Here is a 22,874-nt window from a genome sequence, read left to right on the forward strand (position 1 = left end):
GCTGGTTCATCGTCGAGGTCCTCGGAACAGGGAGTGTGGTAACTCCTGATCCTGAGGGCCTCGACCCCTACCTCAGCACACCACCCTCACCCAGCGTGTCGCCCACCCACCGCAAGTACGAAGAGCCCGTTTGCGCCAGTTGTTGAGAACGCTGATCTAGACGGTGGTGGTGTAGCGCACAGCGAGTTTGTCGTAACAGGTCGCGAACGCTCGTTGGTGTTTGAGCTTGTTGATCCCGCATTCGACCGCGTGACGATCCTTGCACACGGCGGGGCTCAACATCGGCGCCCGCGCCGGCCCCGGCGTTTCCGGTGCCTCACCTGATCAGCAGGACTCAGGGTCGTGGCCTTGATCCGATGCTCGCCCAGCCATGACCGGTTCCCTCGCGACGAGTAGGCCCGGTCAGCCAGGATCCGGTCAGGTCGCCGTCTGAGTGCCCAACCGGGCTACTGAATCGGCCTGGTGTGGTCGGAGGGCGTTGTTAGGCGCCGACGGGGTTGTCGTGGCCTCGGGTCAGGTTGAATCGGCCTGAACCGGCCTGGGGTTGCCGGAGGGCATGATCTAACACGGAAGGAAAGGGATCATGCCAGCAACGAAGAAGTACGACGACGAGACCCAGGCTCGGGCGGTTCGGATGTATACCGACCGGCTCGCCGAGGGCGGGGTGTCACAGCGTAAGGCCCGCGAGGAGGTCAGCGAGCTCCTCGGGATCAATGCGTCGACGCTGTGGAACTGGGTCCGCCGGGACCAGGGCGAGGGAACCACCCCTGCTGTGGGCGGGGAGTCACTCGATGCCGAGGTGGTGCGGCTACGACGCGAGGTCGCTCAGTTGAAGCGGGCGAACGAGATCCTGAAGACCGCGTCAGCGTTTTTCGCGGCAGCGTAAGTGCGATCCGCAAACTCGGACAGTGACCTGTCTACATCCGGCAGCACGCCGAGGTGTTCGGGGTCGAGCCGATCCTGACGGTGCTGAACGAGCATGGTATCGGGATCGCCCCGTCGACGTACTACGCCTACTCTGCTCGCGGGTTCGGACCCACTCAGCAGGAACTCGACGACGCCTACCTAGCCAACGTCTTGTTCACCCTGTGGAAGAAGAACCGGCGTCTGTACGGGCGACGGAAGCTCTGGAAAAGGGCTCTGCGTGCCGGCATCGATATTGGCCGTGACCAGGTGGAGCGGTTGATGAAACTCGCCGGCATCGATGGTGTCCGGCGCGGGAAACGCCGAACGGTCACCACGAGCCGTGATGATCGGGCGCCCCGGCATCCCGATCACGTTCGGCGACGCTGGGCGTGGCCGTCTAGGCCTGATCAGTGGTGGGTCGCGGACTTCACCTATGTGTGGACACCATCCAGGTTCTGCTACATCAGCTTCATCACCGATGTGTACTCCCGCCGGATCCTCGGCTGGCGCGTCATGACCTCGAAAACAACCCCGCTGGTGCTCTCCGCGCTGGAACAGGCCCTGTTCACCCGCCGACGCACCAGCATGGAGTTCACCCCGGACGGGCTGCTGCACCACTCGGATGCCGGTTCCCAATATCGAGCGGTTCGCTATACCGAACGCCTCGCCGAGGCCGAGGCCGTCGCGTCTGTCGGGCCCAAGGGGGACAGCTATGACAACGCGATGGCCGAAGCGTTGAACTCGCTGTTCAAGGCCGAGTGCATCGGTAACGCGGTCATGCGCCCTGCTGGTGGCTGGAAGTCAGTGGTAGACATCGAGATCGCGGTCGCCGAGTACGTCGACTGATACAACCATCGGCGCCTCCACGGCGAGATCGCGCTCGTCCCTCCCGTCGAGTTCGAAACGAACTACTGGGCATCCCAGCCTGGAGAGCACTACCGTAAGAACCCGATCCTCACCGAGGTCGGAACCAACTAACAGAGCCTCCACAAAACCCGGGACGATTCACATCTCCAGCTACCACGACCTATGGCATGTTGAGCAACAGTGCCGGATATCGAAGCACGATCTTGCTGCCAGGCCGATCTACCACCAAACCCGTGACTCCATCGAGGCGCACCTCACCATCGTGTTCACCGCCCTCACGATCGCCCGCGACCTCCAAACCAGAACAGAGTGGAGCATCAAGAGACCCAATTCTGGTTGGAGCGCCGACTAAGACAATACTGGATTACCTCCTGGAGAGTACGTGATGTGGAAATCGAGTATTCGACTCAAACCTATTTCAACGATTCCGCACACCCGCTACGGACAATCTTCATAAGATAGCGATGCGCGCGGCCCCCTCGACCCTTGATACTTTCCCGAGTAGAGAACCTTTTCACCTTCAGGGATCCAGAATGTTACTTGCCCGATCAACATCTTCGGGTATATACGCAGCGGCTCTATCGCATGAAACTGAAGTGTCCATTGATTCACGGACCCAAGGTCAATGAGATCGGCGGTCATATTTATAAAAAGCCCCAATCTAGCCAAAGATGACTTTCCTCGAATAATAGGAACATAGAATTCACTACCCATTGTTTCTACAGTACACCCGAGATAGACACGATCAGGACGTAACACAAGACCGCCCGGTGGAAACTCGATCATTTCTGATGGGTTCAACACCGCCGAATCCAGCATGCGGTCTGTATAGCACAATAGTTCTTCCGACAAGCGAAAATCATAGCTATTTGGATTGATTTGCCCAGGATCGAATGGCTCAATGACAATACGGCCCGCTTCAACCTCTTCCAATATCTTTGGGCCTGTAAGAATCACACCAACTCCCTATCTACGCAGGTCTCCCTCATTAGGCGCCGGAGAGAAGTGGCGGCCATAATTCCCATCATAAAGTTGCGAAGCACCAGAGACCTTCCAGAAGCTCACTTGCCCAATTTTCATCCCAGGGTACACCCAAATGGGTTGCACACAGTAAAGCTCCAGAGTCCACCGATGAACAGCTCCTTGATGTCCGAGATCTGCAGTTACTTGCACAAACAGTCCGAGCCTACCCATCGAGGATCTCCCAATAAGGGAGGTAACATATTTATGGCTCCCAATTATCTCAAAGGTACTACCCAGATAAAGTCTTCTTTCCTCCAGCAAGTATCCACCCTGGGGCATACTGACAGGAACCCATCCAGGAGTCGCACTAGCATCGAACTCTTTCTGCTGACTAACTAAAAGCGTGTCACCCAGTCGGTAATTATAGCTGTTGGGATTTATCATAGAATGATCAAATGGATCGATGACAATGTCACCGTTTTCGACGGATTCCCTGATTTTTAACCCAGTCAGTATCATCTTAACTTAACACACTAGACCAAAAGGCTTGGACCGATCGAAAAAGATCATCCACAGAACCATTATTGTCGATCTCTGCAAAAGTTTGCTGCTGTTCTGGCCAGATCTCATTTGGGTCATGAAGCGAACCCAGGGAAATATCACCTCGTCTACTTCTTCTATCGACCGCCTTCTCAGGAAACACATCCACTCTAACCAGTTTGAACCCAAATTCACATAAGAACGAAAAATCTGGCGGTCTAGCGTCGTCGCAAACGATCACATGCTCCCCCGGTGCAGAATCCACGGCCTGTCCTAGAAGCACAATGCTACTCCTCGCGTGATCGGCTAAGACTTGCGGGTTGATCCGCCGCATCTCTACGCCTAATAGATTAAGGAGTTTTCCATCTTGCACCTCAGAATCAAGTAGTGACCGCCCGGCAATACGATATATCGCTTCCTGAGCCGCGTACAGGGGGTCAGCCAACCGCAAATGATGGACTGTAAACCCGAACTGGTTCGCTACACGCTGCGACAGCCTCCTAACCGTTGACTTCCCAGAACCCGGCGGGCCACATAAAGCGATCCGATGATTTAGAGTCACGCCCCAGTCCACCCAAGCTCATCATCGATTTTCTTAATTGCCTCACCAACAGCCTGTTCGATATTCTGAATATCGCCAGGCTTTAGGGGACGACCGAAGAATGGAGTTTGCTCGAGACCAAATAGCCGCCACGGAAAATTGTTCATTTCGACAAATTCACAGGCACTTATCGCAACAACGGGATAAGTCCTTCTTTCCGCCTTCAGTTTCACGACTTCACCCAACTCTGAAACTATCGCACCCATGGGATCATCACGAACACGATCTCGATAGGCAGTCGAGGTAATCATGAGACAGGCCTCTCCCTGACGGGCAAGTTCCCTACTATTATAGCCAGGGGTACCACCGATGCCTTGAAAAGCGCCAGCTAGTAGTACATAACGACGTCTTCTCCGATATAATTCATCGGTAATTGCCGCCACGAGCGGTAGATCCGCATGGCAGTATGAGATAAAAATCGCCGGGCCAGCAAATCCATCAAAAGCTCGCGTATCAACTTCCCTAACCGACCCTTTAGCAACAAGCCCCGCTTTGATACCGGCCCCCAACCAGCCCTCCTTCAACGCTCTGCGATAGTCGGATGAAATAGTGCCATTCTCTGGCATATAAACTAAGACATCTCCGCGCATCGGGAGTTGGGATTTAGAATCCTTGAGAACCCTTGAATAGGGACCATTCATTTCACCCAAATCTTTGTCAATAATTTCACCAGCAGATTCCGTCCTAATTCGCACACCAATGCCATCTGCAAGTCTTGTTTGCTGGAAGTATTCGCCGAAAGCCCTAGGGGGAAGGCTGACTTCCTCTCCATTAGGTGAATCGTCCTCAGTTGAAAGCCAGAACTCTTTATAGTTATTTGACTCTCCACTGAGCACGGACAATGCGATCTCGGCTCTTTCTGACAGCCTATGCTTACATGAGGAAATTCTCGCCTTCGCTACAAATTTTTCTATTTCAAGGTCGTCTAGTTGCAGCAATCCGGCGCTTGTGAAGACCAGCCCGGAGTCGCCAAATACGTCCTTCCTAATATCACCCCCCGCAGCATCAATAGCGTGCAGTAGCTCCTTTACCAACATCACTCTAAATCGGTTCGGTGCAGAATAGTAGACCGTTGAGTAAAGGTGAGCCCTCAAAGCAAGAAGACTAGCAACACTGGCAGGGTCTGAACATATGACACCCTTATCATCAACATCGCGAATACTCGCGACTATTGCCTTAATATCCAGGTGCCCGTGTCCTGTATGATGAGCGTCCCGCTTGACATAATCAATTCTGTCAGCATCGAGTACTCCATTAAGAAGATGCATCGCAGGCTCAAGCCCGTGTATCCGCTCCTTCCACAAACTACCGGTGATGAGATAGGACAAAATTCGGCTGTCCATGTCCTTAAGGACGTCACCCAGTCGCTCGATACACGCTACTGTAAACACAGCCTTGGTTGGCCAGTTCGTTGCATCTTCCCCGGTCAGAGCCTTTACCGCACCTAGGACATCATCATCTGGCTTAATCAACGATGATGTTGCGAACGCGTAAGGCAGCTCTCCGCAGTCCTGTAGCAAGGCCGCAACCAGCATGTGCTGGCGGGCGTATTTACGCCGACTCCGGCCTTTAATATCAATTTTTGATGCGAGCTGGTCAAGATATTTTTTGTTCATACTAGACGAATCAAGAATCATGCGCATGACATGCATCGTGCCAAGGGCGTGAGAGAATCTTGAGTGATCTGCACCCGAGAATTCAAAGGACGCAAATCCTAGTTGCTTGATTCGTCTAAGGCGCTGAACCTGAGAAGATAGCACTAATTCCCGGATTATCTTCGTCCTGGTTGGCATTTCATCAGTCAGGTCAATCGGGCCATGCACGGGGCAACGGATATCCACGGTCAGAAGCGAGTGGTCTTGAGGTGCCGCCATTACTAGAACCTTCCTGGTTGTGCTATCCGTTCATCCGATAGCAGAATTACGTCACAGTACAGTATTTACACCACGGATCGCCCGGTAGCAAATATAAATAATTCCGGTCTTTCTGGAAAACGCTTTTGTAACATTTAACCATTCACGCGGTAGACGTCGTAGACGCCGGGGACCCTGCGCATCACGTTGATCACGTGCTGCAGGTGTCGGGGGTCTGGCGATTCGAAGGTGATCCGGCCGCTGAACTCGTGCTGCTTGTTGGTGCGGATGTTGGCCGACAGGATGTCGATGTGCTGCTCCGACAGCGCGGAGCTGACGTCGGACAGCAGCCTGGCGCGGTCGATGCCTTCGATGTGGATGGTCACCAGGTAGGCGCCCTCGGTCTGCTCGGTCCACTCCACCTTGATCAGGCGCTCGGGCTGCTCGCGCAGCGCCGGCACGTTGGAGCAGTCGGCTCGGTGCACCGAGACGCCGTCGCCACGGGTGACGAAGCCGATGATCGGGTCGCCCGGCACCGGGTAGCAGCACTTGGCGAACTTGGCGATCACGGAGTCGTCGCCGTCCACCAAGACCTTGGCTTCCTTGGATGCCCGACGAGGCCGCCGCTCGACGATGACGTCCTCGCTGACCGTGTCGACGGCCTCGTCCTCGCCGCCGTGCAGCGCGATCAGCTTCTCGACGACGCCCTGCGCCCCGACGTGCCCCTCGCCGATCGCGTTGTACAGAGCGGGGACATCCTTGTGTCCGAGTTCATTGGCGACCGCCGTGAGGTTCTCCAGCGTCAGCAGCCGCTGCAGCGGCATGCCTGTGCGGCGGATGTCCTTGGCCAGGATCTCCTTGCCGGCCTCGATGCTCTCGTCGCGCCGCTCGCGGCTGAAGTACGACTTGATCTTCTGCCGAGCCCGGCTGGAGACGACGAAGCTGAGCCAGTCGCGGCTGGGGCCTGCATGCTCGGACTTGGAGGTGAGCACCTCCACCTTGTCGCCCTGCTGGAGCTTCGTCGAGAGCGACACCAGGCGCCCGTTCACCCGTGCGCCGATGCAGCGATAGCCCACCTCGGTGTGCACCGAGAACGCGAAGTCGACGGGCGTGGCGCCGACGGGCAGCGCGATCACCTCGCCCTTCGGCGTGAAGACATAGATCTCGTCGGCATTGATCTCGAACATGACGGAGTCGAGGAACTCGGAGGGATCCTCCGTCTCCTTCGACATCACGCCCAGCTGATGCATCGCCTTCAGACCGGCGTCCTCGGGCGAGACGCCGGCACGCAGGTCTTCCTTGTACTTCCAGTGCGCCGCGACGCCGTACTCCGCGCGACGATGCATCTCGTGGGTGCGGATCTGGAACTCGACCGGCTCGTTCTGATCGCCCAGCACCGTCGTGTGCAGCGACTGGTACATGTTGAACTTGGGGTTGGCGATGTAGTCCTTGAACCGTCCCGGAATGGGCTTCCATGCGGCGTGGGCCACGCCGAGCACCGCGTAGCAGTCGCGCACCTCGTCGACGAGCACCCGCAGCCCGATCAGGTCGTAGATGTCCCTGAAGTCGCGGCCGCGCACGATCATCTTCTGGTAGATCGAGTAGTAGTGCTTGGGCCGGCCGTACACCGTCGCCTTGATCCTGGCCTCTGCGAGCAGGCCCTGGAACTCGGAGATCAGCTGCCGCAGGTACCGATCGCGGCCAGGAGCCTGCCCGGCCACCATCTCGACGATCTCGGCGTAGAACTTGGGCTCCAGCACCTGGAAGGACAGATCCTCGAGCTCCCACTTGATGGTGTTCATGCCCAGCCGGTGGGCCAGCGGGGCGAAGATGTTGAGGGTCTCGGTGGCGATCCGCGCCTGCGACTCGGGCTTCATCGCGCCGAGGGTGCGCATGTTGTGCAGCCGGTCGGCCAGCTTGATGACCAGCACGCGCACCTCTTCGGAGGTGGCCATGATCATCTTGCGGATGGTCTCGGCCTTCGCCGTCTCTCCGTAGGTGAGCTTGTCCAGCTTGGTCACGCCGTCGACCATGTGGGCGATCTCTTCGCCGAAGTCGACGCGCAGCTGATCCAGCGTGTACGGCGTGTCCTCGACGGTGTCGTGCAGCAAGGCGGCCGCCAGCACCGGCTCGGTCATGCCGAGCTCGGCCAGGATCGTCGTCACGGACAGGGGGTGGGTGATGTAGGGGTCGCCGGTCTTGCGGGTCTGGCCCTCGTGGTAGCGCTCGGCGGTGCGATAGGCGCGCTCGATCAGCGCCAGGTCGGCCTTGGGATGATTGGTGCGCACGATCCGGAACAGCGGATCCAGCACGGCCGACTTCGGCTGCACCGCGCCGAGGCGTGCCAGCCGATGACGCATCCGAAGGCGTGGCGGCGGCGGAACAGCCGCTCCGGAACCCGACGCCGTCGCGCCATAGCTTTCAGCCATCAAGCCCGTACCCCTCCCTTGTCAGCCAGGTCAGCCACTCTGCGTGCCCATGATACGCGGGTAGAGGTCGGCATCGGCTGAACATGGCGCCGCTAGTCGGAGTTCAGGTCGCGCAGCGTCTCGCGGCGGGTCTGGCTGGCCTTGCGCACGACGATCAGCTCGTCGCCCACCTCGATCCGCGCCGCCGTCGAGTCGTAGAAGCGGCGCAGCGTGCCGCGCCTGATCAAGCCGATCACGCGTTCGCTCTTGATCGCCGACGGCGGCTGCCCGGCCTCCTCCGACGTGGCCAGCCGCTGATGCACCTCGAGCCCCTCACCGCCGGTGAGCAGATCCTGGATGATGGTGCCCAGCTCGGGACCGATCGCCGACAGCCCGACCAGACGTCCGACGGTCTCCGACGACGTCACCACCGACGTGGCCCCCGACTGTTTCACCAACGGCACGTTCTGGTGCTGGCGCACGGCGACGACGATGCCCGCCGACGGGTTCAGCTGCCGCACGGTCAGCGTCGCGAGGATCGCGGTGTCGTCGCGGCCGAGCGCGATGATCACCTCGCGCGCCTTGGAGATCTCGGCCCGGCGCAGCAGGTCGCGGCGCGTGGCGTCGCCGAGGAAGGACGCGATGCCGTCCATGCTCGCGTCCTCGATGGCGGTCTCGTTGTTGTCGATCACCACGATCTTCTGCACGGACTCGCCGTGCCGACGCAGCGTGTTGACGGCGCTTCGGCCCATGGTGCCGTACCCGATGACGACGACGTGGTTGCGCATCCTCTTCCTCCATTGCATGTCCCGGATCGCGCGGCTTCCCTGATTGGCCAGCACCTGGATGGTGGTGCCCACCAACAGCACAAGGAAGCCGATGCGCATGGGCGTCATCACCATCACGTTGATCAGCCGCGCCTGTTGTGTGATCGGCGTGATGTCACCGTAGCCCGTCGTGGTGAGGGTCACCGTCGCGTAGTAGAGCGCGTCCACGAACGAGACGCCGTCGCCCGCGACGTTGTCCACATAGCCCGCCCGATCGACGTACACCAGCAAAGTGGCGGCGAAAAGCAGCAACAACGCCAGCAGCGCCCTGCGCGCCAGCTCCGCGATGGGCGAGCGGGCGATCCGCGGGAGGTTAACCAGCGAGTGGGGTGCACCGGCCGGCGGGCGCGAAGGAGCCATGGCTCATACTTGCAGCAAAGCCGAGAAGGCGTCGATACCCGCCGCTGCGAGCCGCTCGCGTCCGGAGAGTTCGGTGAGCTCCACGACCACCGCGATCTGGGCCAGCTCGGCCCCAGCCTGGCGCAGCAACGCGGCCGTCGCCGCCACCGTTCCGCCGGTGGCGAGCACATCGTCGACGATCATCACCCGAGAACCCGGACGAATCGCGTCGGTGCGCATGGTGAGCGTCTCGGAGCCATACTCCAGCTGATAGGACTCCTCGAACAGCTCCCCCGGGAGCTTGCCCGGCTTGCGCACCGGGACGAAGCCGGCGCCCAATGCCAGCGCGACGGGCGCCGCGAAGATGAAACCCCGGGCCTCCATGCCCACCACGTAGTCGACGCCCTCCGGCGCCCCCGCCACCAATTGATCGATGGCGGCCCGAAAGCCCTCGGCCGAAGCCAACAGCGGAGTGATGTCCTTGAACAGCACGCCGGGCAACGGATAGTCCGGGAAGTCCCGGACCAAGGCCCCGATGTCGATGCTCATCAGTGCCGCTTCCGCTCCGACCGGGTCTGCTTGGCACGGCGACGCTCCCGCTCTTCGCGGCTTTCGCCATGCTCGGCGAGGAACTCGGCCGACGGCACGGAGACGGTGGTCACGATCGGGGCCTCCGCGACGTCGTCGCGATGCTCCACGCGACGCTGTGAGCGGGCCGCGCGGCGTGCCAGCTTCTCACGGTGCGCGACCATGGCGGGCTCGCGCTCCTTCAGCCACACCAGCAGCGGAACCGCGAGGAACAGCGACGAGTAGGCGCCGGCGATCATGCCGACGAGCAAGGCCAGGCCGAGGTCGGCCAGCGGCGCGCTCTGCAGCCAGCTGCCCGCGATGAACAGCGCGGCCACCGGCAGCACGCCGATCACCGTGGTGTTCAGCGACCGGATGATCACCTGGTTGGCCGCGTGGTTGGCCTCATAGCCATAGGTGTGGTTGCCGTCCTCCAGGCCCTTCGTGTTCTCGCGCACCTTGTCGAACACCACGACGGTGTCGTAGAGGGAGTAGCCGAGGATGGTGAGCACGCCGATCACGGTCGACGGGGTCACCGTGAAGCCGACCAGGGCGTAGACCGCGACGGTGATCAGCAGGTCGTGCAGCACCGCGGCGATCGCCGAGATCGACATCTTCCAGTTCCGGAAGTAGAGGCCGATCAGCAGCATCACCAGGCCGAGGAACACCACCAGGGCGACGAAGCCCTGCCGGGAGATCTCCTTGCCCCACGAGGCGCCGATCGAGTTGTAGGTGACCTGGTCGGGCGCCACGCTCGCCACGTCGGCGATCTCGGTGCGCAGCGTCGCGGTCTCATCGGCCGCCAGGATGCGGGTCTGGATCCGCACCGACTCCTCGCCGATGGAGAACACCTGAGCGTTCAGATCCGGCACGGAGAACTCTTGGACGGCGTCGCGCACCTCGTCGACGGTGGTCTCGGTGACCGTCATCGGCACCTGGAAGTCGGTGCCACCGGTGAACTCGATGCCGAGGGTCAAGCCCCGGAACACGAGGATCAGCACGGTGATCGCGAGCAGCACGCCGGTGACGGTGAACCACAGCTTGGTGTGCTTGACGAAGTCGTAAGAGACCTGGCCGGTGTAGAGCCGGTGCGCCAGCGTCTGCTTCTTGGGGGTCTGAGCGGTTTCCATCTCATGCCTCCTGAACGGCGACGGCGGAACGGCGACGGCCACGACGGCCGAGCAGCGAAGCGCGACTGACGCCCATGTGCTCGGGATCGAGGCCGGAGAGCTTGTGGCCCTCGCCGAAGAACTTGGTCTTGCCCAGCAGGTGCATCAGCGGCACGGTGAAGAAGAAACACACCGCGAGGTCGATCACCGTGGTGAGTCCCAAGGTGAACGCGAAGCCGCGCACGCCGCCGAAGGCGAGGAAGAACAGCACGACCGCGGAGAGCAGCGACACCGCGTCGGAGATCACGATGGTGCCACGGGCCTTCTTCCAGCCCGAGCTCAAGGAGGAGGTCAGGCTGCGGCCGTCGCGGATCTCGTCGCGGATGCGTTCGAAGTAGATGATGAACGAGTCGGCGGTCACGGCGATACCGACGATCGCGCCCGCGACGCCGGGCAGGTTGAGCGCGAAGCCGACCGCCTCGCCCAGCAGCACCATCACCCCGTAGGTGGCGGAGGCCGCGACGGCGAGCGAACCGACCACCACGATGCCGAGCCCGCGGTAGTAGGCGAAGGAGTAGACGGCGACCGCCCCGAGGCCCAGCAGGCCCGCGATGACGCCGACGCGCAGCTGCTCACCGCCGAGCGTCGGGGAGACGCTCTCCACCTGGGAGGTCTCGAAGTCGAGCGGCAGGGCGCCGAACTTCAGAATGTTGGCCAGCGAGGCCGCCGAATCCGCGGTGAAGCCGCCGCTGATGGACGCCTCGCCGGTGGGGATGCGGGCCTGCGCCGACGCATAGGAGCGCACGACGCCGTCGAGCACGATGGCGAAGGTGCGGTTGGGGTAGTCCTGGGACGCCCAGCTGGTCAGCTCGTCCAGCGCCGTAGCGCCGGTGGAGTCCACCTGCAGCGAGACGGAGTATGTCAGATCGCCCTGCTGGATGCCGGAGGTGGCGGTCGTGACGCTCTGCCCCTGGATGGCCACCGGGCCGAGCAGGAACTTCTGCGCGTTCTCCTCGTCGCAGGCCACGGTCGGCGCGTCGAGTCGCTCGACGACCTCGTCACCGCAGCTGAAGTTCTCAAGCGTCTCCAGATCGGCCTCGGTGGGCTGGTAGGCCACCACGTCGGCGACGGGCAGCATCTGGTCCTCACCGCTCGGCGTCGCATCGGCGTCGTCCTCGGACTCGGTGGGTTCGGGCTTGGGCAGGCCCGGCACCGTGGGTTCGTCGCTGGGCTCGGCCTCCGGATCGACGACGCCGTCCGCAGCCGTCGCGGTGATCACCGGACGGAAGGACAGCTGGGCCGTGGCGCCGACCAGCTCGACCAGATCGTCGCGGCTGATATTCGGGGCCGAGACGACGATGTTGCGGTCGCCCGCCGTCGTCACGGATGCCTCACCGACACCAAGGCTGTCCACGCGCTGCTGAATGATGCCTCGCGCCAAGCTCAGCGACTCCGCCGGAACGACGTCGTTGGTGGCGGTCAGCGTGATCGTCATGCCGCCCCGCAGGTCGAGGCCGAGTTTCGGCGTCCACGTGCTGGTGGACGCCATGATCACATAAAGGAGAGCGATCACGCCCAGGAAGACGGCGAGCGTCCTCCCTGGGCGTGACGTACGCGCGCGTGTAGCCACGGTGGGTCAGATTCCCTACTACTTGGTGTTGGTGTCGTCTTCGGGGGTTCCGGCGACCTCGTCCGCCGGCGCCGCGGGCGCCTCGGGTGCGTCGTCGCGATCGAAGTTGGCGGCGATCTCGTCGAAGCGATCCAGCTCGGCGGACTCGGCCTCGTCCTGGACCTCGACGGCGCTCTCCTCGGACAGCTCGTCGGTGAAGACGAACTCCTCGTCGCTGTCACCCACGACGCGAGCGACGTTGCCCTTCAGCACGGTGATCTCGGTGCCGGGAGCCAGTTCGACGATCAGCTGGCGGTCGCCCACGTGCACGACGGTGGCGAAGATGCCGCTGGTCAGCAGCACGCGGGTGCCGGCCTCGATCGAGTCGATCAGAGCCTGGTGTTCCTTCGCCCGCTTCTGCTGGGGACGGATCATCAGAAAGTACATGATCGCACCGAAGGCGACGATCATCAGGAGCATATCCATGGTTCTCAAAACCTATTCGTATCGAAATTGGTGGTCGGCCATCCGTCAGGATAGCCGATCAGGTGAGGGGGTCGTCGAACAGCCCCGGCGCGGCGGGCTCCGGCGCGGCTAGCCCGAGATGGCGGTAGCCGGCGGCGGTGGGCACCCGGCCCCGGGGGGTGCGCAGCATCAGGCCCTCACGGATGAGGAAGGGCTCCGCGACCTCCGCCACGGTGTCGATCTCCTCGCCGACGCTCAATGCCAGCGTGGAGAGCCCGACGGGGGCGCCATGGAACTTGATGCAGAGGGCCTCGAGAACCTGACGGTCCAGCCGGTCGAGGCCGCGCTCGTCCACCTCGTAGAGTTCCAGCGCCAAGCGGGCGACGTCGACGTCGAGCAGGTCGCGGCCGTGCACCTGGCCGTAGTCGCGAACCCGGCGCAGCAGCCGGTTGGCGATCCGGGGCGTGCCACGGGACCGTCCTGCCACCTCGACGGCCGCCGCTGGGGACAGTCGGACGCCGAGCTTGTCGGCCGAGGTGGCGACGATCCGGGCCAGGTCTGCGGGCTGGTAGAAGTCGAGGTTGGCGGTGAAGCCGAAGCGATCGCGCAGCGGACCCGGTAGCAGGCCAGCTCGCGTGGTGGCGCCGACCAGGGTGAACTGCGGCAGCTCGATCGGGATGGCGGTGGCTCCTGGCCCCTTGCCCACCACCACGTCGACGCGGAAGTCCTCCATCGCCAGGTAGAGCAGCTCCTCGGCGGGGCGGGACAGCCGGTGGATCTCGTCGAGGAAGAGCACCTCGTGCTCGTCCAGCCCGGACAGGATGGCGGCCAGGTCGCCGGCGTGCTGAATGGCCGGACCCGACGAGATGCGCAGCTTGGTGCCGAGCTCGTTGGCGATGATCATGGCGAGCGTCGTCTTGCCCAGTCCGGGGGGCCCGGACAGCAGCACGTGATCGGGCGCCGTGCCGCGATGACGGGCGGCGGCCAGCACCAGGGACAGCTGGTCGCGCACGCGCGGCTGGCCGTGGAAGTCGTCGAGCCGCTTAGGCCGCAGGGCCGCCTCGAAGTCGTGCTCCTCCGGCATGGCCTCGGGATCGATGGGCCGCTCCATCATCGCCTCGCCAGGGTGTTCAGCGCGGCGCGCATGAGCTTGGCGACGCCGATGTTAGGATCCTCCGCGACGAGCGGCGCCACGGCGTCGCAGGCGGCACCGGCGTCGCGGGCCGACCAGCCGAGGCTCTGCAGGCCGTCGATCACCTGCGTGCGCCACAGCTCGGCCTCGGCTTCGGCGACGGTCGGCGTGACCGGCTCTTCGTCAGAGGCGGTCAGCACCAGCACCTTGTCCTTGAGTTCTAGGACCAGTTTCTGCGCGCCCTTGCGGCCGATGCCGGGCACCGCGCACAGTCGGTTGAGATCCTCGGCCAGCACCGCGCGGCGCAGCTCGGCCGCACCAAGGGTCGAGACGATCGCCACCGCAAGCTTCGGGCCGACTCCGGAAGCCGTCTGCACCAGCTCGAAAGCCTCGCGCTCGTCCACGCCCTGGAAGGCGAACAGCGACAACGAGTCCTCGCGCACCACAAGGCTGGTGAACACCGTGACGGTCTCCCCCGGCCGCAGCGCCGCTGCGGTGGCGGGCGTGGTGGTGGCGCGGAAGCCGACGCCCTGCACGTCGATGACGAACCACGTGGCGCCTGCGGTGACGACGGTTCCGGTGAGCTGCGAGATCATCGCTTTCCCTTCGCTGCAGCGATCGCTGCGGCATAGCGGTTGGTGGCGGGGGCCCGCCAGAGGTGGCACATCGCGATGGCCAGCGCGTCGGCGGCGTCGGCGGGCTTGACCGGCGCCTCCAGCTTGAGCAGGCGCTGCACCATGAGCCCCACCTGCGCCTTGTCGGCGCGACCCGAGCCCGTGACGGCCGTCTTCACTTCGCTGGGCGTATGGAATGCCACAGGCAGCCCGGCCCTGGCACCTACCAACGCTGCTACTCCGGCTGCCTGCATGGTGTCGGCCACCGAATGCAGGTTGTGCTGGGCGAAGACCCGCTCGATGGCCACGGCCTCGGGGCGGTGCTCGTCGATCCATTCCTGCAGCCCGGCCTCCAGCCGCACCAGGCGTCTGGCGACGTCGAGCTCGGCGGGCGTGCGCACCACACCCACGGCGATCAGGCGCGGCGGCTTGCCCACTGTGCCGTCGACGATGCCGATGCCGCAGCGGGTCAGGCCGGGGTCGATGCCGATGACGCGCATGGGGAGGGGACGGCTAGTCCTCGTCCTCCAGCGCGGCCTCCACCTCGGGGGTGAGATCGATGTTGGTGTAGACGTTCTGCACGTCGTCGGAGTCTTCCAGCGCGTCGATGATGCGGAACACCTTCTGCGCCGCCTCGACGGTGTCGATCACGGTGTCGTAGGAGGCGACGAACTGCACCTCGGCGGAGTCGTAGTCGTACCCGGCGGCCTGGATGGCCTTGCGCACCTCGACGGTGTCGTTGGGGTCGCACACGGCTTCCCAGTTGACGCCGTCGTCGTTGACCTCTTCGAGGCCCGCCTCCAGGGCCGCCTCGAGCACGTCGTCGTCGCTGATCGCGCCGCTTGGCTGCGCCTTGGGCACAATGACGACGCCCTTGCGGGAGAACAGCCGCTGCACCGAGCCGACGTCGGCCATGGTGCCGCCGTTGCGGGTGACGGCGACGCGCACGTCGGACGCCGAGCGATTGCGGTTGTCGGTGAGGCACTCGATCAGGACGGCCACGCCGGCCGCGCCATAGGCCTCGTACATGATGGTCTCGTAGTCGGCGCCCCCGGACTCCGCACCGGAACCGCGCTTCACGGCGCGGTCGATGTTGTCGTTGGGCACCGAGGACTTCTTCGCCTTCTGGATGGCGTCGAACAGCGTCGGATTGCCTGAGGGATCGCCGCCGCCGAGCCTCGCAGCCACCTCGACGTTCTTGATCAGCTTGGCGAACAGCTTGCCGCGCTTGGCGTCGATAACAGCCTTCTTGTGCTTGGTCGTCGCCCATTTGGAGTGTCCGGACACAGGGCTCCCTTCAGATCATCACTCTCGAATTGCCACGCACACTCTACCGGCTCCAGATACGGCTGCCCTTTTCGACGGGGCGTGGCGCGCCCTGACGCCACAGCCGCTGCCAGCGAGGCGCCACCTCGGGTTCGTCGGGCTCCGTGACGCTGCGCCGACGCTCGACGTCCCACCAGGACAGATCGCCCTCGGTGACGAGCCGCTCGACGCGGGAGCCCAGCAGCTCGGTGGCGTCGGCGAGGTTGCGGCCGCGCACGTAGATGGGGGCGCCGAACCGGATCGAGACCTTGGGCTTGGTGCTGAGGGCGAGTCGCAGGATCTCCCGCAGGCCCACCGTGCCGACCAGGCCGACGGGCACGAGCGCCACGTTGTGCTGGCTGGCCAGCGACGCGGCCTCCGAGTCGAACTCGCCGACGAGCCGGCCGCCCGACGGGTGCTCCGACATCACGACGGCGTTCTTGCCCTTGCTCAGCGCACGGCTGGGCTGCTGCAGCCGCGGGCGGAGCCGCCCGGGCAAGGACATGCGGAGGATCTGGTAGCCCAGCTGTCCGCAGTGGTTCACGCCGAAGACGAACGGCGTCTGGAGGCCGGTGAGCGCGTCGGCGCCGACCACCTCGAAGTCGACGCGTAGGTTCAGCCAGCCCGTGATGTGCGGGGCGAGCACATCGGAAAGGCTCACCCGAAGGTCGCGCGACTCGCGCGGCGGCGCTCCGGTAGGAGGCTTGGTGCGACCGCCCCATCCGGAGCGGGCGAAGCGGACGAGGTCTCCGGGCAGCGTCACGCGCGGACCGCGTCGCTTGGGCCGGTCCAGCGCCCAGGTGCTGAGTTCGCGCGCCATCATCGCACCACGCCCAGCACCTGTCCGGGGCCACGCAGGTAGGTGATCGCGGGGTGCGAGCCGACCGAGTCGGAGGCGATCTCCAGCGCATCGGCGTAGGTGGAGGCCGCGCGATGGCCGAGCAGCGCCGCCGTGCGCCGGTTGCCGCCCACCCAGATCACCTGGCCGAGGTTCTTGCCGGCCTCGGCGATGCGATACCAGGTCTGGAAGGTCTGCAGCGGGTGGTCGGAGAAGTCCTTGCGGTAGAGATCGAGGTACCACTCGTCCGAGCAGGCCTTGTCCTCGAAGGAGGCCCGGATCTCGTCGGGATCGGTGGTGGCGGGCAGCACCGTCGCGAAGAAGTCGGACGCGGCGGCCTGGCGACGGTTCGAGAAGCGCGGCGCCAGCGGGTGGAAGGCGATCAACGACGCGCCCTCCCGCGCCAGCGGCTTATCGTCGTGGCAGCCGGCGAGCTGCACCAGGGCCCGGTTGGCGGCGCCGATCGGCGAGCCATCGGGATCGCCTTCGTCGAAGGTGGCGCCCCACACGGAGGTGACCAGCACGTCGGCCTGTCCCTTGACCTCCACGGCGTTCGCGACGCGCCACGCCTCCCGGGCCTGGGAGACGACCTGCTCCGCCGCGCCGCCGATCACGTCGAGCACCGCGTAGTCGGCGATCTGCTGACCGTAGAGCTGCTGGGTGCCCTGCCTTGGCAGCGCTGCGACCAGCTGCCGCGCGCCGGCGAAGGCCAGCTGATCGCCGATCCGCCACTCCCACTCGCGCTTGGCGGCGAACCGCAGCGACGGCACGGGAAGCGGCTGGCCCAGAACCGCCTCTACGGCGAACCGGTTGACCGCCGTCTCGACGACGCCCGCCACCTGGTCGGCGACGGCGCGGGAGGCACCCGGCGCACCGACGGCGCGCAGCGTGGCCACGTCGACCAGTCCGGTGGCGAAGGCGGAACCGTCACGGCTCGACGCCCGCGCGCCGACGCTGACCACCAGATCCGACTCGGCGACGCGACGGTTCAGCCTCACCGAGACGCCGTCGACCTCGCCGATCTCGACCAGATCGTCAGCCGTGGCGTCGTGGCTGGTGATGAGCCCGTCGGGGAGGAAGGAGGTGGCGACCCGCTCCCCCAGCGCACGCGTGATCTCAGGCACGCTCCATCGCTTGGCCAGGCCGTTGGCGATGACGATCTGCACGTCCTCGACGCCCGCCCGGGCGGCCAGTTCCAGCACCCGCTCGACGATGCTGCGCCGCACGTCGAAACGCATGCGGGGCTGCAGCTGCGGCTCCTCCAGCACGACGATGGTGAGCGTCGTGGACGGCGCGAGCACCCCCGCGAGCGGCTCGATCCCGAGCGGCGCATCCAGCGCGGCGTCGATCAGATCCACCGGGTTGGCCGAGGCGACGGCGTCGGCGGGATAGATCACCTTGGTGCCCAGGCCGAAGCGCTCCAGCCGGATGCCGGCGCCTGCCATGGTCAGCAGCGCCGGGGTCTTGTCGTCCACCTCGAGGACGAAACCGGGACGAGACATTGATCTCCTCAGTCTTTCTTTTGGGGCGGCGCCGCCTAGATGGCGGGCATCTTCCAGCGCGGGATCGGGGACATGGAGGACCATTCGACGATGGACCAGCCGCTCTGCCGGGCGGCGCGCATCAGCGGCACGTCGGGGCTCACGGCGACGGGGTTGCCGACGGCGCGCAGCATGGGCAGGTCCACGTGGCTGTCGGCGTAGCCATAGGACTGCGAGAGGTCGATCTCGTGCAGCTTGGCGTAGTGGTTGAGCCACGCGGAGCGCGACTCGCCGACCATCGGCGGCCCACTCAGGAAGCCCGTGCACAGGCCCTGATCGTCGGTGGCGAGGTCGGCCGCGACGATGGTGTCGAACAAGCCCTCGAACGGGCGCGTGAGCGGCCGGATCACGCCGGTGATCAGGATGGTGGTGTGCCCCGCGTCGCGGTGCTCGCGGATGCGGCGAATCGCCTCCGGCGACATCCGGTCGAGGATCAGGGGCGCCAGGCGCTCGTCGACGTAGTCCTCCAGGGCAGCCAGGTCGGCACCGGCGTAACGTCGGTAGATGGAGCGGAGGAAGACACCGCGATCCCGACGCTCCGCACCAAGGTAGGTGGGCAGCTTCCCGATCACGGTGGCCAGCTCCCGCACCCGGCCGAGCGGGCTGAGTTCTGGCAGGCGAGCCCAGAGATAGGTCTCCACCACGTTGGTGGCCATCACGGTGCCGTCCAGGTCGAAGGCCGCAAGAACGGTGCCGGGCTCGGCGGGCCGCAGCCGCTTGAAGGTGGTGGCGCTGGCCTTGCGTCGCTTGCGAGCCGCCTCCAGCCGGCGCACCGGGTCGGTGATCGCCGGCACGTGCACCTCTTGCAGGTAGTGCGTCCAGTCGAAGGAGCCCGAGTCGAAGCCGAACTTCTCCTTGTCGTCCTCGTGCAGCGAGTGGTGCAGCGCGAGCGTGCAGTCGTCGACGAAGTGCAACTCGGACTGCAGATACTCGCCGTACAGCGTCAGGTACTTGTTGAGGAACTCGAGCTGCTTGTCGGTCTTGTCGATCTGCGTCGCGACGTTGCGGGTCAGCGTGCTGCGCGGCGCGAAGGTGAGCGCCCGGTTGGCGACCCGGGTGGCGACGCCGCCCAGCTTCATCAGCCGCTCCACGGGTTCCGCACCGGGGAAGTTCCAGGTGGACAGCGGCGTCGAGCCTTGACCGGACACATAGGGGTGATTCTCGAAGTAGGCCCGGATGTGCTCGTAGATGCCGCGGAAGGTCAGCGGATTCCGCGCTCCGGAGCTGCAGTGGTAGAACTCGGGCTCGCCGACCTTGGGCTGCGTCGCACACACCGCGACGATGGCGTTGACGACGAAATCGCAGGGGATGATGTCGATCACGGCGTCGGGCGAGGCCGGGAACTCGGGAAGCTGGCCGCGACCGTAGGCCAGGATGATCGGGTCGGCCATCTTGAAGCCCTCGATCCACCCTGGGAAGGGGGCAAGCAACGACGACTCGACGATGGCGGGGCGTACCACGGAGATCTGGATGTCCTTGCCCATGTCGGCCACCACGCGCTCGCCCATCGCCTTGGCGAAGGTGTAGACGTCGGTCCAGCCCAGCGAGCGCGCGCGCTCGGTGCCCGCGGCCACCAGCTCGGCCTTGACCCATTCCTGGCGACGGCGCTCGGTGTCCTCGGAGGTGGTGAGGTAGCCCGCCTGGCGGTGCAGCTTCTCCGCCTGCTTGCGCAGGATGGTGAGCTGCTCGGAGCTGCGGGAGCGCGCCTCGACGTGCTCCTTCATGGCCAGCGCCGACGCGGCCTCCTTGTCGTAGTCGACGTCGTGGATGTGCGCGGCCTCGGGGATCGCGCCGCGACGCCGACCCGCCGTGTAGGCCGTCGAGATGTGCACGTAGTGCGGGATCCGCTCCAGGTTGCCGTCCGCGTCGGAGCAGGACTCCAGGAAGCGGCTGAGCAGCGCCTTGGTGCCCACCACGTTGGTCATGAAGGCCTGGTCGATGGGCGGGTCGAAGGACACGTCGCCGGCGCAGTGCACCAGCACGTCGATGTCGCGGGGCAGCTCTGGCACCTGCGGCAGATCGCCCTCGATCACCTGGACGCGCTCGGCCATCAGCTTCTCGACGCCACCGGACGCCTCGACGATGCCCTTGAAGATCTTCTTAGCGAGCAGTCCCTGCACCCGCCGCTCGGCGGTGAGCGAGCCCTTGCGTCGCACCAAGACAGCGGTCTTGGTGTCGGGGCAGTCGCTGAGGAAGCGCCACAGCATCTGTTCGCCGATGAAGCCGGTGACGCCGGTCATGGCGATCTTCTTGCCGGCCAGCAGATCCGCGATCCTGCCTTCCAGCAGCGGCGGCGTGTGCAGCGTGCGGGCCTGACCGAACGTCGATGCCGGTGGCTTAACCATGCGCGGACTCCCCTCTGGCCACCCGCAGCGCGTCTGCGAGGGTGAAGTTGCCAACATACAATGCGGTGCCGATGATCGCGCCCTCGACGCCCAGGGGAACCAGCTCCCGCAGCGCCGCCAGATCGTCGAGCTGAGAGATCCCGCCGGAGGCCACCACCTTGGCGTCGCCGCGGTCGCAGACCTTGCGGAGCAGCTCGTAGTTCGGACCCGAGAGCATGCCGTCGGAGGCGACGTCGGTCACGACGAAGCGCTGGCAGCCGGCTGCGGCGAGGCGGTCGACGGTCTCTTCCCAGGGTCCGCCCTCGGTGGTCCAGCCGCGGCCGGCCACCTTGCCGTCCCGCACGTCGATGGCGATCGCGATCCGGTCGCCATGGCGACGCAGCGCCTGCTCGCACCATTCCGGGTTCTCCAGGGCGGCGGTGCCGATGTTGACGCGGCGGCAGCCGGTGGACAGCGCGCGCTCCAGCGACGCATCGTCGCGGATGCCTCCGGTGAGTTCGACGTTGATGCCCACCTCGGCGATCATCCGGGCCAGTACCTCGGCATTGGAGCCGCGGCCGAAGGCGGCATCGAGGTCGACCATATGCAGCCACTCGGCGCCCTCGTCGCGCCAGCGAAGCGCTGCGGTGAGCGGGTCGCCGAACTCCTTCTGCGTGCCGGCTATGCCTTGCACCAGCTGGACGGCCTGGCCGCCCTGCACGTCGACGGCGGGCAACAACTCCAATGCGTTCACGAGGCCATACCTTATCCGACCCCGGTGGATACCCAGGAGACCTCGCGCGGCTTCCTTATGTTTCTCTGCGACGCGTCGGCGACGCGCCGGCGCGCGAGACCAGTTGCTCCACCAGACGGTCGCGCATCCGGTCGATCGCCACCATCATCGCGCCGTCGCGCACGGCGGTCTCGGAGTCGGGGCTGAGCAGCACTTTCGGGGCGGTCAGACTGACCTCCCGGATCTCCTTCTCGAACACGTCTCGCAGGCTCTGTCCGGCCTGGGCGAGCGGCCCTCCCACGAGCACCGTGTCGGGGTCGAGGGCCAACACGATGGGACGCAGCCCGTGGGCGACGCAGGTGGCCATCTGCGTAGTGACCTCTTGAGCCTCCGGATCGCCCTGACCCGCGTCGCGATAGATCTGATGAACGGAGCGACCGAGCCGCTCGATTCCGGTCCACAGCGCGCGTTCCGCCTCGTGGAACTTGTTGTCGGATTCGAGGTACACCTCGCCGGCCGCACCGTGGGCGCCCTCGAGGATCTGCCCCTCGATCACGATGCCGCAGCCCACCGAGACGTTCATGTGCACGGCCAGCACCAGGCCGACTTCGGCACCCGACGCGGACGCCCGGCGGTACATCCACTCGGCGGCGAGCTTGGCGTCGTTGCGCACCACGATGTCGGCCTCCGGCCAGCGAGACAGGATGGGCGCGCGGATGGCCTCGATCGTCGCGGGATCGCCGAGCTCCGGATGCCGGCTCGAGTGCACCACGCCGCCCTGGTGCACGATGCCCATCACCGCGATCACGGCTCCCATCGTCGTCGTGCGACGACCGTCGATCGTGCGCTCGAGGACGGCCGCCACCTGCTGCGCGAGCGGGACGCCCGTGACGAGGTCTTCGCGCTCGGTCAGGATCACCCGCCCGAACACGTCGGCCACGGCCACCTCGACCCAGTGGAAGCCCACCACGACCACGCAGAGCTCATGATGCTCGGGCAGCGGACGGTAGACGCTGAGCGGGCGCCCGATCCCCGAGGCCGGCCGATCCGAGCCGTGGGTCACCAGACCGATGGCCGTCATGAGCCGAAGGGTCTGCGTGAGGGTCGGGCGCGACAGCCCCGTCAGATCCACGAGTTCGCTGAGCGCCACCGAGCTCTCGTCCGCGAAAACGGCGTCGACGACAGTGCGCGTGTTGGCCTCCCGTATCCCGGCCAACGACGAATGGGTGCTGCTCCGCGCCATGGCGACATGGTAGCGGTCCGTAACGCGACTTTTACAGACCCCTTGCGAAACCCCCTTTTATATCTGCAATACTGTCGCCATCGACCATCA

The 22,874-nt window shown here is 64.7% G+C and carries 19 protein-coding genes and 2 pseudogenes; 2 read left to right on the plus strand and 19 right to left on the minus strand.

The genetic code is table 11. The features are described from left to right. The first annotated feature begins 583 nt into the window (after positions 1-583). Positions 584-1,884: pseudogene (locus P0D62_RS13660) on the plus strand (IS3 family transposase). Positions 1,885-1,915: 31 nt separating this feature from the next. Further along, a pseudogene (locus P0D62_RS19265) lies at positions 1,916-2,098 on the plus strand (IS1634 family transposase); the annotation flags it as partial. A gap of 113 nt (positions 2,099-2,211) precedes the next feature. On the opposite strand, the gene P0D62_RS13665 reads toward P0D62_RS19265, so the two are convergent. The 19 genes from P0D62_RS13665 to P0D62_RS13750 form a co-directional block, all read right to left on the minus strand. Then, positions 2,212-2,730: a dCTP deaminase gene (locus P0D62_RS13665; RefSeq protein WP_275703102.1), complete on the minus strand. Its 519-nt coding sequence runs from the start codon at positions 2,728-2,730 to the stop codon at positions 2,212-2,214. Between the two features lie 9 nt (positions 2,731-2,739). Beyond that, positions 2,740-3,255 carry a dCTP deaminase gene (locus P0D62_RS19200; protein WP_406708256.1) on the minus strand — a complete coding sequence of 172 codons (516 nt, stop codon included), beginning with the start codon at positions 3,253-3,255 and terminating at the stop codon, positions 2,740-2,742. Between the two features lies 1 nt (position 3,256). Continuing rightward, entirely contained in the window at positions 3,257-3,721 is a 465-nt protein-coding gene (locus P0D62_RS13670) for a hypothetical protein (RefSeq protein ID WP_275703103.1), read from the minus strand. A gap of 113 nt (positions 3,722-3,834) precedes the next feature. Next, entirely contained in the window at positions 3,835-5,751 is a 1,917-nt protein-coding gene (locus P0D62_RS13675) for an HD domain-containing protein (protein ID WP_275703104.1), read from the minus strand. 134 nt (positions 5,752-5,885) lie between these two features. After that, entirely contained in the window at positions 5,886-8,159 is a 2,274-nt protein-coding gene (locus tag P0D62_RS13680; RefSeq protein ID WP_275703105.1) for a RelA/SpoT family protein, read from the minus strand. Between the two features lie 92 nt (positions 8,160-8,251). Further along, on the minus strand, positions 8,252-9,325 hold the full coding sequence (locus P0D62_RS13685) for a potassium channel family protein (protein ID WP_275703106.1): 1,074 nt from the start codon (positions 9,323-9,325) through the stop codon (positions 8,252-8,254). A gap of 3 nt (positions 9,326-9,328) precedes the next feature. Then, on the minus strand, positions 9,329-9,853 hold the full coding sequence (locus P0D62_RS13690) for an adenine phosphoribosyltransferase (RefSeq protein WP_275703107.1): 525 nt from the start codon (positions 9,851-9,853) through the stop codon (positions 9,329-9,331). Further along, positions 9,853-11,001 carry a protein translocase subunit SecF gene (gene secF / locus P0D62_RS13695; RefSeq protein ID WP_275703108.1) on the minus strand — a complete coding sequence of 383 codons (1,149 nt, stop codon included), beginning with the start codon at positions 10,999-11,001 and terminating at the stop codon, positions 9,853-9,855. The genes P0D62_RS13690 and secF overlap by 1 nt, the downstream gene beginning before the upstream one ends. A 1-nt stretch (position 11,002) precedes the next feature. Continuing rightward, positions 11,003-12,610, minus strand: a complete 1,608-nt coding sequence (secD, locus tag P0D62_RS13700; RefSeq protein ID WP_275703109.1) for a protein translocase subunit SecD — start codon at positions 12,608-12,610, stop codon at positions 11,003-11,005. 18 nt (positions 12,611-12,628) lie between these two features. Next, positions 12,629-13,075 (minus strand): preprotein translocase subunit YajC, encoded by a 447-nt coding sequence (yajC, locus tag P0D62_RS13705; protein WP_275703110.1) that lies wholly within the window; start codon positions 13,073-13,075, stop codon positions 12,629-12,631. A 58-nt stretch (positions 13,076-13,133) separates the two neighbouring features. Beyond that, positions 13,134-14,168: a Holliday junction branch migration DNA helicase RuvB gene (ruvB, locus tag P0D62_RS13710; protein ID WP_275703111.1), complete on the minus strand. Its 1,035-nt coding sequence runs from the start codon at positions 14,166-14,168 to the stop codon at positions 13,134-13,136. After that, positions 14,165-14,782, minus strand: coding sequence for a Holliday junction branch migration protein RuvA (ruvA, locus tag P0D62_RS13715; RefSeq protein ID WP_275703112.1), 618 nt, complete (start codon positions 14,780-14,782; stop codon positions 14,165-14,167). Before ruvA ends, ruvB begins: the two co-directional genes overlap by 4 nt. Further along, positions 14,779-15,291: a crossover junction endodeoxyribonuclease RuvC gene (ruvC, locus tag P0D62_RS13720; protein ID WP_275703188.1), complete on the minus strand. Its 513-nt coding sequence runs from the start codon at positions 15,289-15,291 to the stop codon at positions 14,779-14,781. The genes ruvA and ruvC overlap by 4 nt, the downstream gene beginning before the upstream one ends. Before the next feature lie 22 nt (positions 15,292-15,313). Next, on the minus strand, positions 15,314-16,087 hold the full coding sequence (locus P0D62_RS13725; RefSeq protein ID WP_275703113.1) for a YebC/PmpR family DNA-binding transcriptional regulator: 774 nt from the start codon (positions 16,085-16,087) through the stop codon (positions 15,314-15,316). Positions 16,088-16,130: 43 nt separating this feature from the next. Further along, positions 16,131-16,928, minus strand: a complete 798-nt coding sequence (locus P0D62_RS13730) for a lysophospholipid acyltransferase family protein (protein WP_275703114.1) — start codon at positions 16,926-16,928, stop codon at positions 16,131-16,133. Further along, positions 16,925-18,445 carry a lactate racemase domain-containing protein gene (locus P0D62_RS13735; RefSeq protein ID WP_275703115.1) on the minus strand — a complete coding sequence of 507 codons (1,521 nt, stop codon included), beginning with the start codon at positions 18,443-18,445 and terminating at the stop codon, positions 16,925-16,927. Before P0D62_RS13735 ends, P0D62_RS13730 begins: the two co-directional genes overlap by 4 nt. 35 nt (positions 18,446-18,480) lie before the next feature. Further along, complete coding sequence (locus P0D62_RS13740) at positions 18,481-20,829, minus strand: HAD-IB family hydrolase (protein WP_275703116.1); 2,349 nt, start codon at positions 20,827-20,829, stop codon at positions 18,481-18,483. After that, positions 20,822-21,562 (minus strand): bifunctional 1-(5-phosphoribosyl)-5-((5-phosphoribosylamino)methylideneamino)imidazole-4-carboxamide isomerase/phosphoribosylanthranilate isomerase PriA, encoded by a 741-nt coding sequence (priA, locus tag P0D62_RS13745; protein WP_275703117.1) that lies wholly within the window; start codon positions 21,560-21,562, stop codon positions 20,822-20,824. The genes P0D62_RS13740 and priA overlap by 8 nt, the downstream gene beginning before the upstream one ends. A 55-nt stretch (positions 21,563-21,617) precedes the next feature. Beyond that, positions 21,618-22,784, minus strand: a complete 1,167-nt coding sequence (locus P0D62_RS13750) for an ROK family protein (protein WP_275703118.1) — start codon at positions 22,782-22,784, stop codon at positions 21,618-21,620. Positions 22,785-22,874: the final 90 nt, after the last annotated feature.

It is taken from the genome of Tessaracoccus caeni, from assembly GCF_029211185.1.
GTDB lineage: Bacteria > Actinomycetota > Actinomycetes > Propionibacteriales > Propionibacteriaceae > Arachnia > Arachnia caeni.

Bases quoted from the DNA above. Each gene is read 5' to 3' on its own strand.
- P0D62_RS19200 (WP_406708256.1), bottom strand. From the start codon at position 3,255: ATGATACTGACTGGGTTAAAAATCAGGGAATCCGTCGAAAACGGTGAC.
- P0D62_RS13675 (WP_275703104.1), bottom strand. From the start codon at position 5,751: ATGGCGGCACCTCAAGACCACTCGCTTCTGACCGTGGATATCCGTTGC.
- P0D62_RS13680 (WP_275703105.1), bottom strand. From the start codon at position 8,159: ATGGCTGAAAGCTATGGCGCGACGGCGTCGGGTTCCGGAGCGGCTGTT.
- P0D62_RS13685 (WP_275703106.1), bottom strand. From the start codon at position 9,325: ATGGCTCCTTCGCGCCCGCCGGCCGGTGCACCCCACTCGCTGGTTAAC.
- P0D62_RS13690 (WP_275703107.1), bottom strand. From the start codon at position 9,853: ATGAGCATCGACATCGGGGCCTTGGTCCGGGACTTCCCGGACTATCCG.
- secF (WP_275703108.1), bottom strand. From the start codon at position 11,001: ATGGAAACCGCTCAGACCCCCAAGAAGCAGACGCTGGCGCACCGGCTC.
- yajC (WP_275703110.1), bottom strand. From the start codon at position 13,075: ATGGATATGCTCCTGATGATCGTCGCCTTCGGTGCGATCATGTACTTT.
- ruvB (WP_275703111.1), bottom strand. From the start codon at position 14,168: ATGATGGAGCGGCCCATCGATCCCGAGGCCATGCCGGAGGAGCACGAC.
- ruvA (WP_275703112.1), bottom strand. From the start codon at position 14,782: ATGATCTCGCAGCTCACCGGAACCGTCGTCACCGCAGGCGCCACGTGG.
- P0D62_RS13730 (WP_275703114.1), bottom strand. From the start codon at position 16,928: ATGATGGCGCGCGAACTCAGCACCTGGGCGCTGGACCGGCCCAAGCGA.
- P0D62_RS13735 (WP_275703115.1), bottom strand. From the start codon at position 18,445: ATGTCTCGTCCCGGTTTCGTCCTCGAGGTGGACGACAAGACCCCGGCG.
- P0D62_RS13740 (WP_275703116.1), bottom strand. From the start codon at position 20,829: ATGGTTAAGCCACCGGCATCGACGTTCGGTCAGGCCCGCACGCTGCAC.
- P0D62_RS13750 (WP_275703118.1), bottom strand. From the start codon at position 22,784: ATGGCGCGGAGCAGCACCCATTCGTCGTTGGCCGGGATACGGGAGGCC.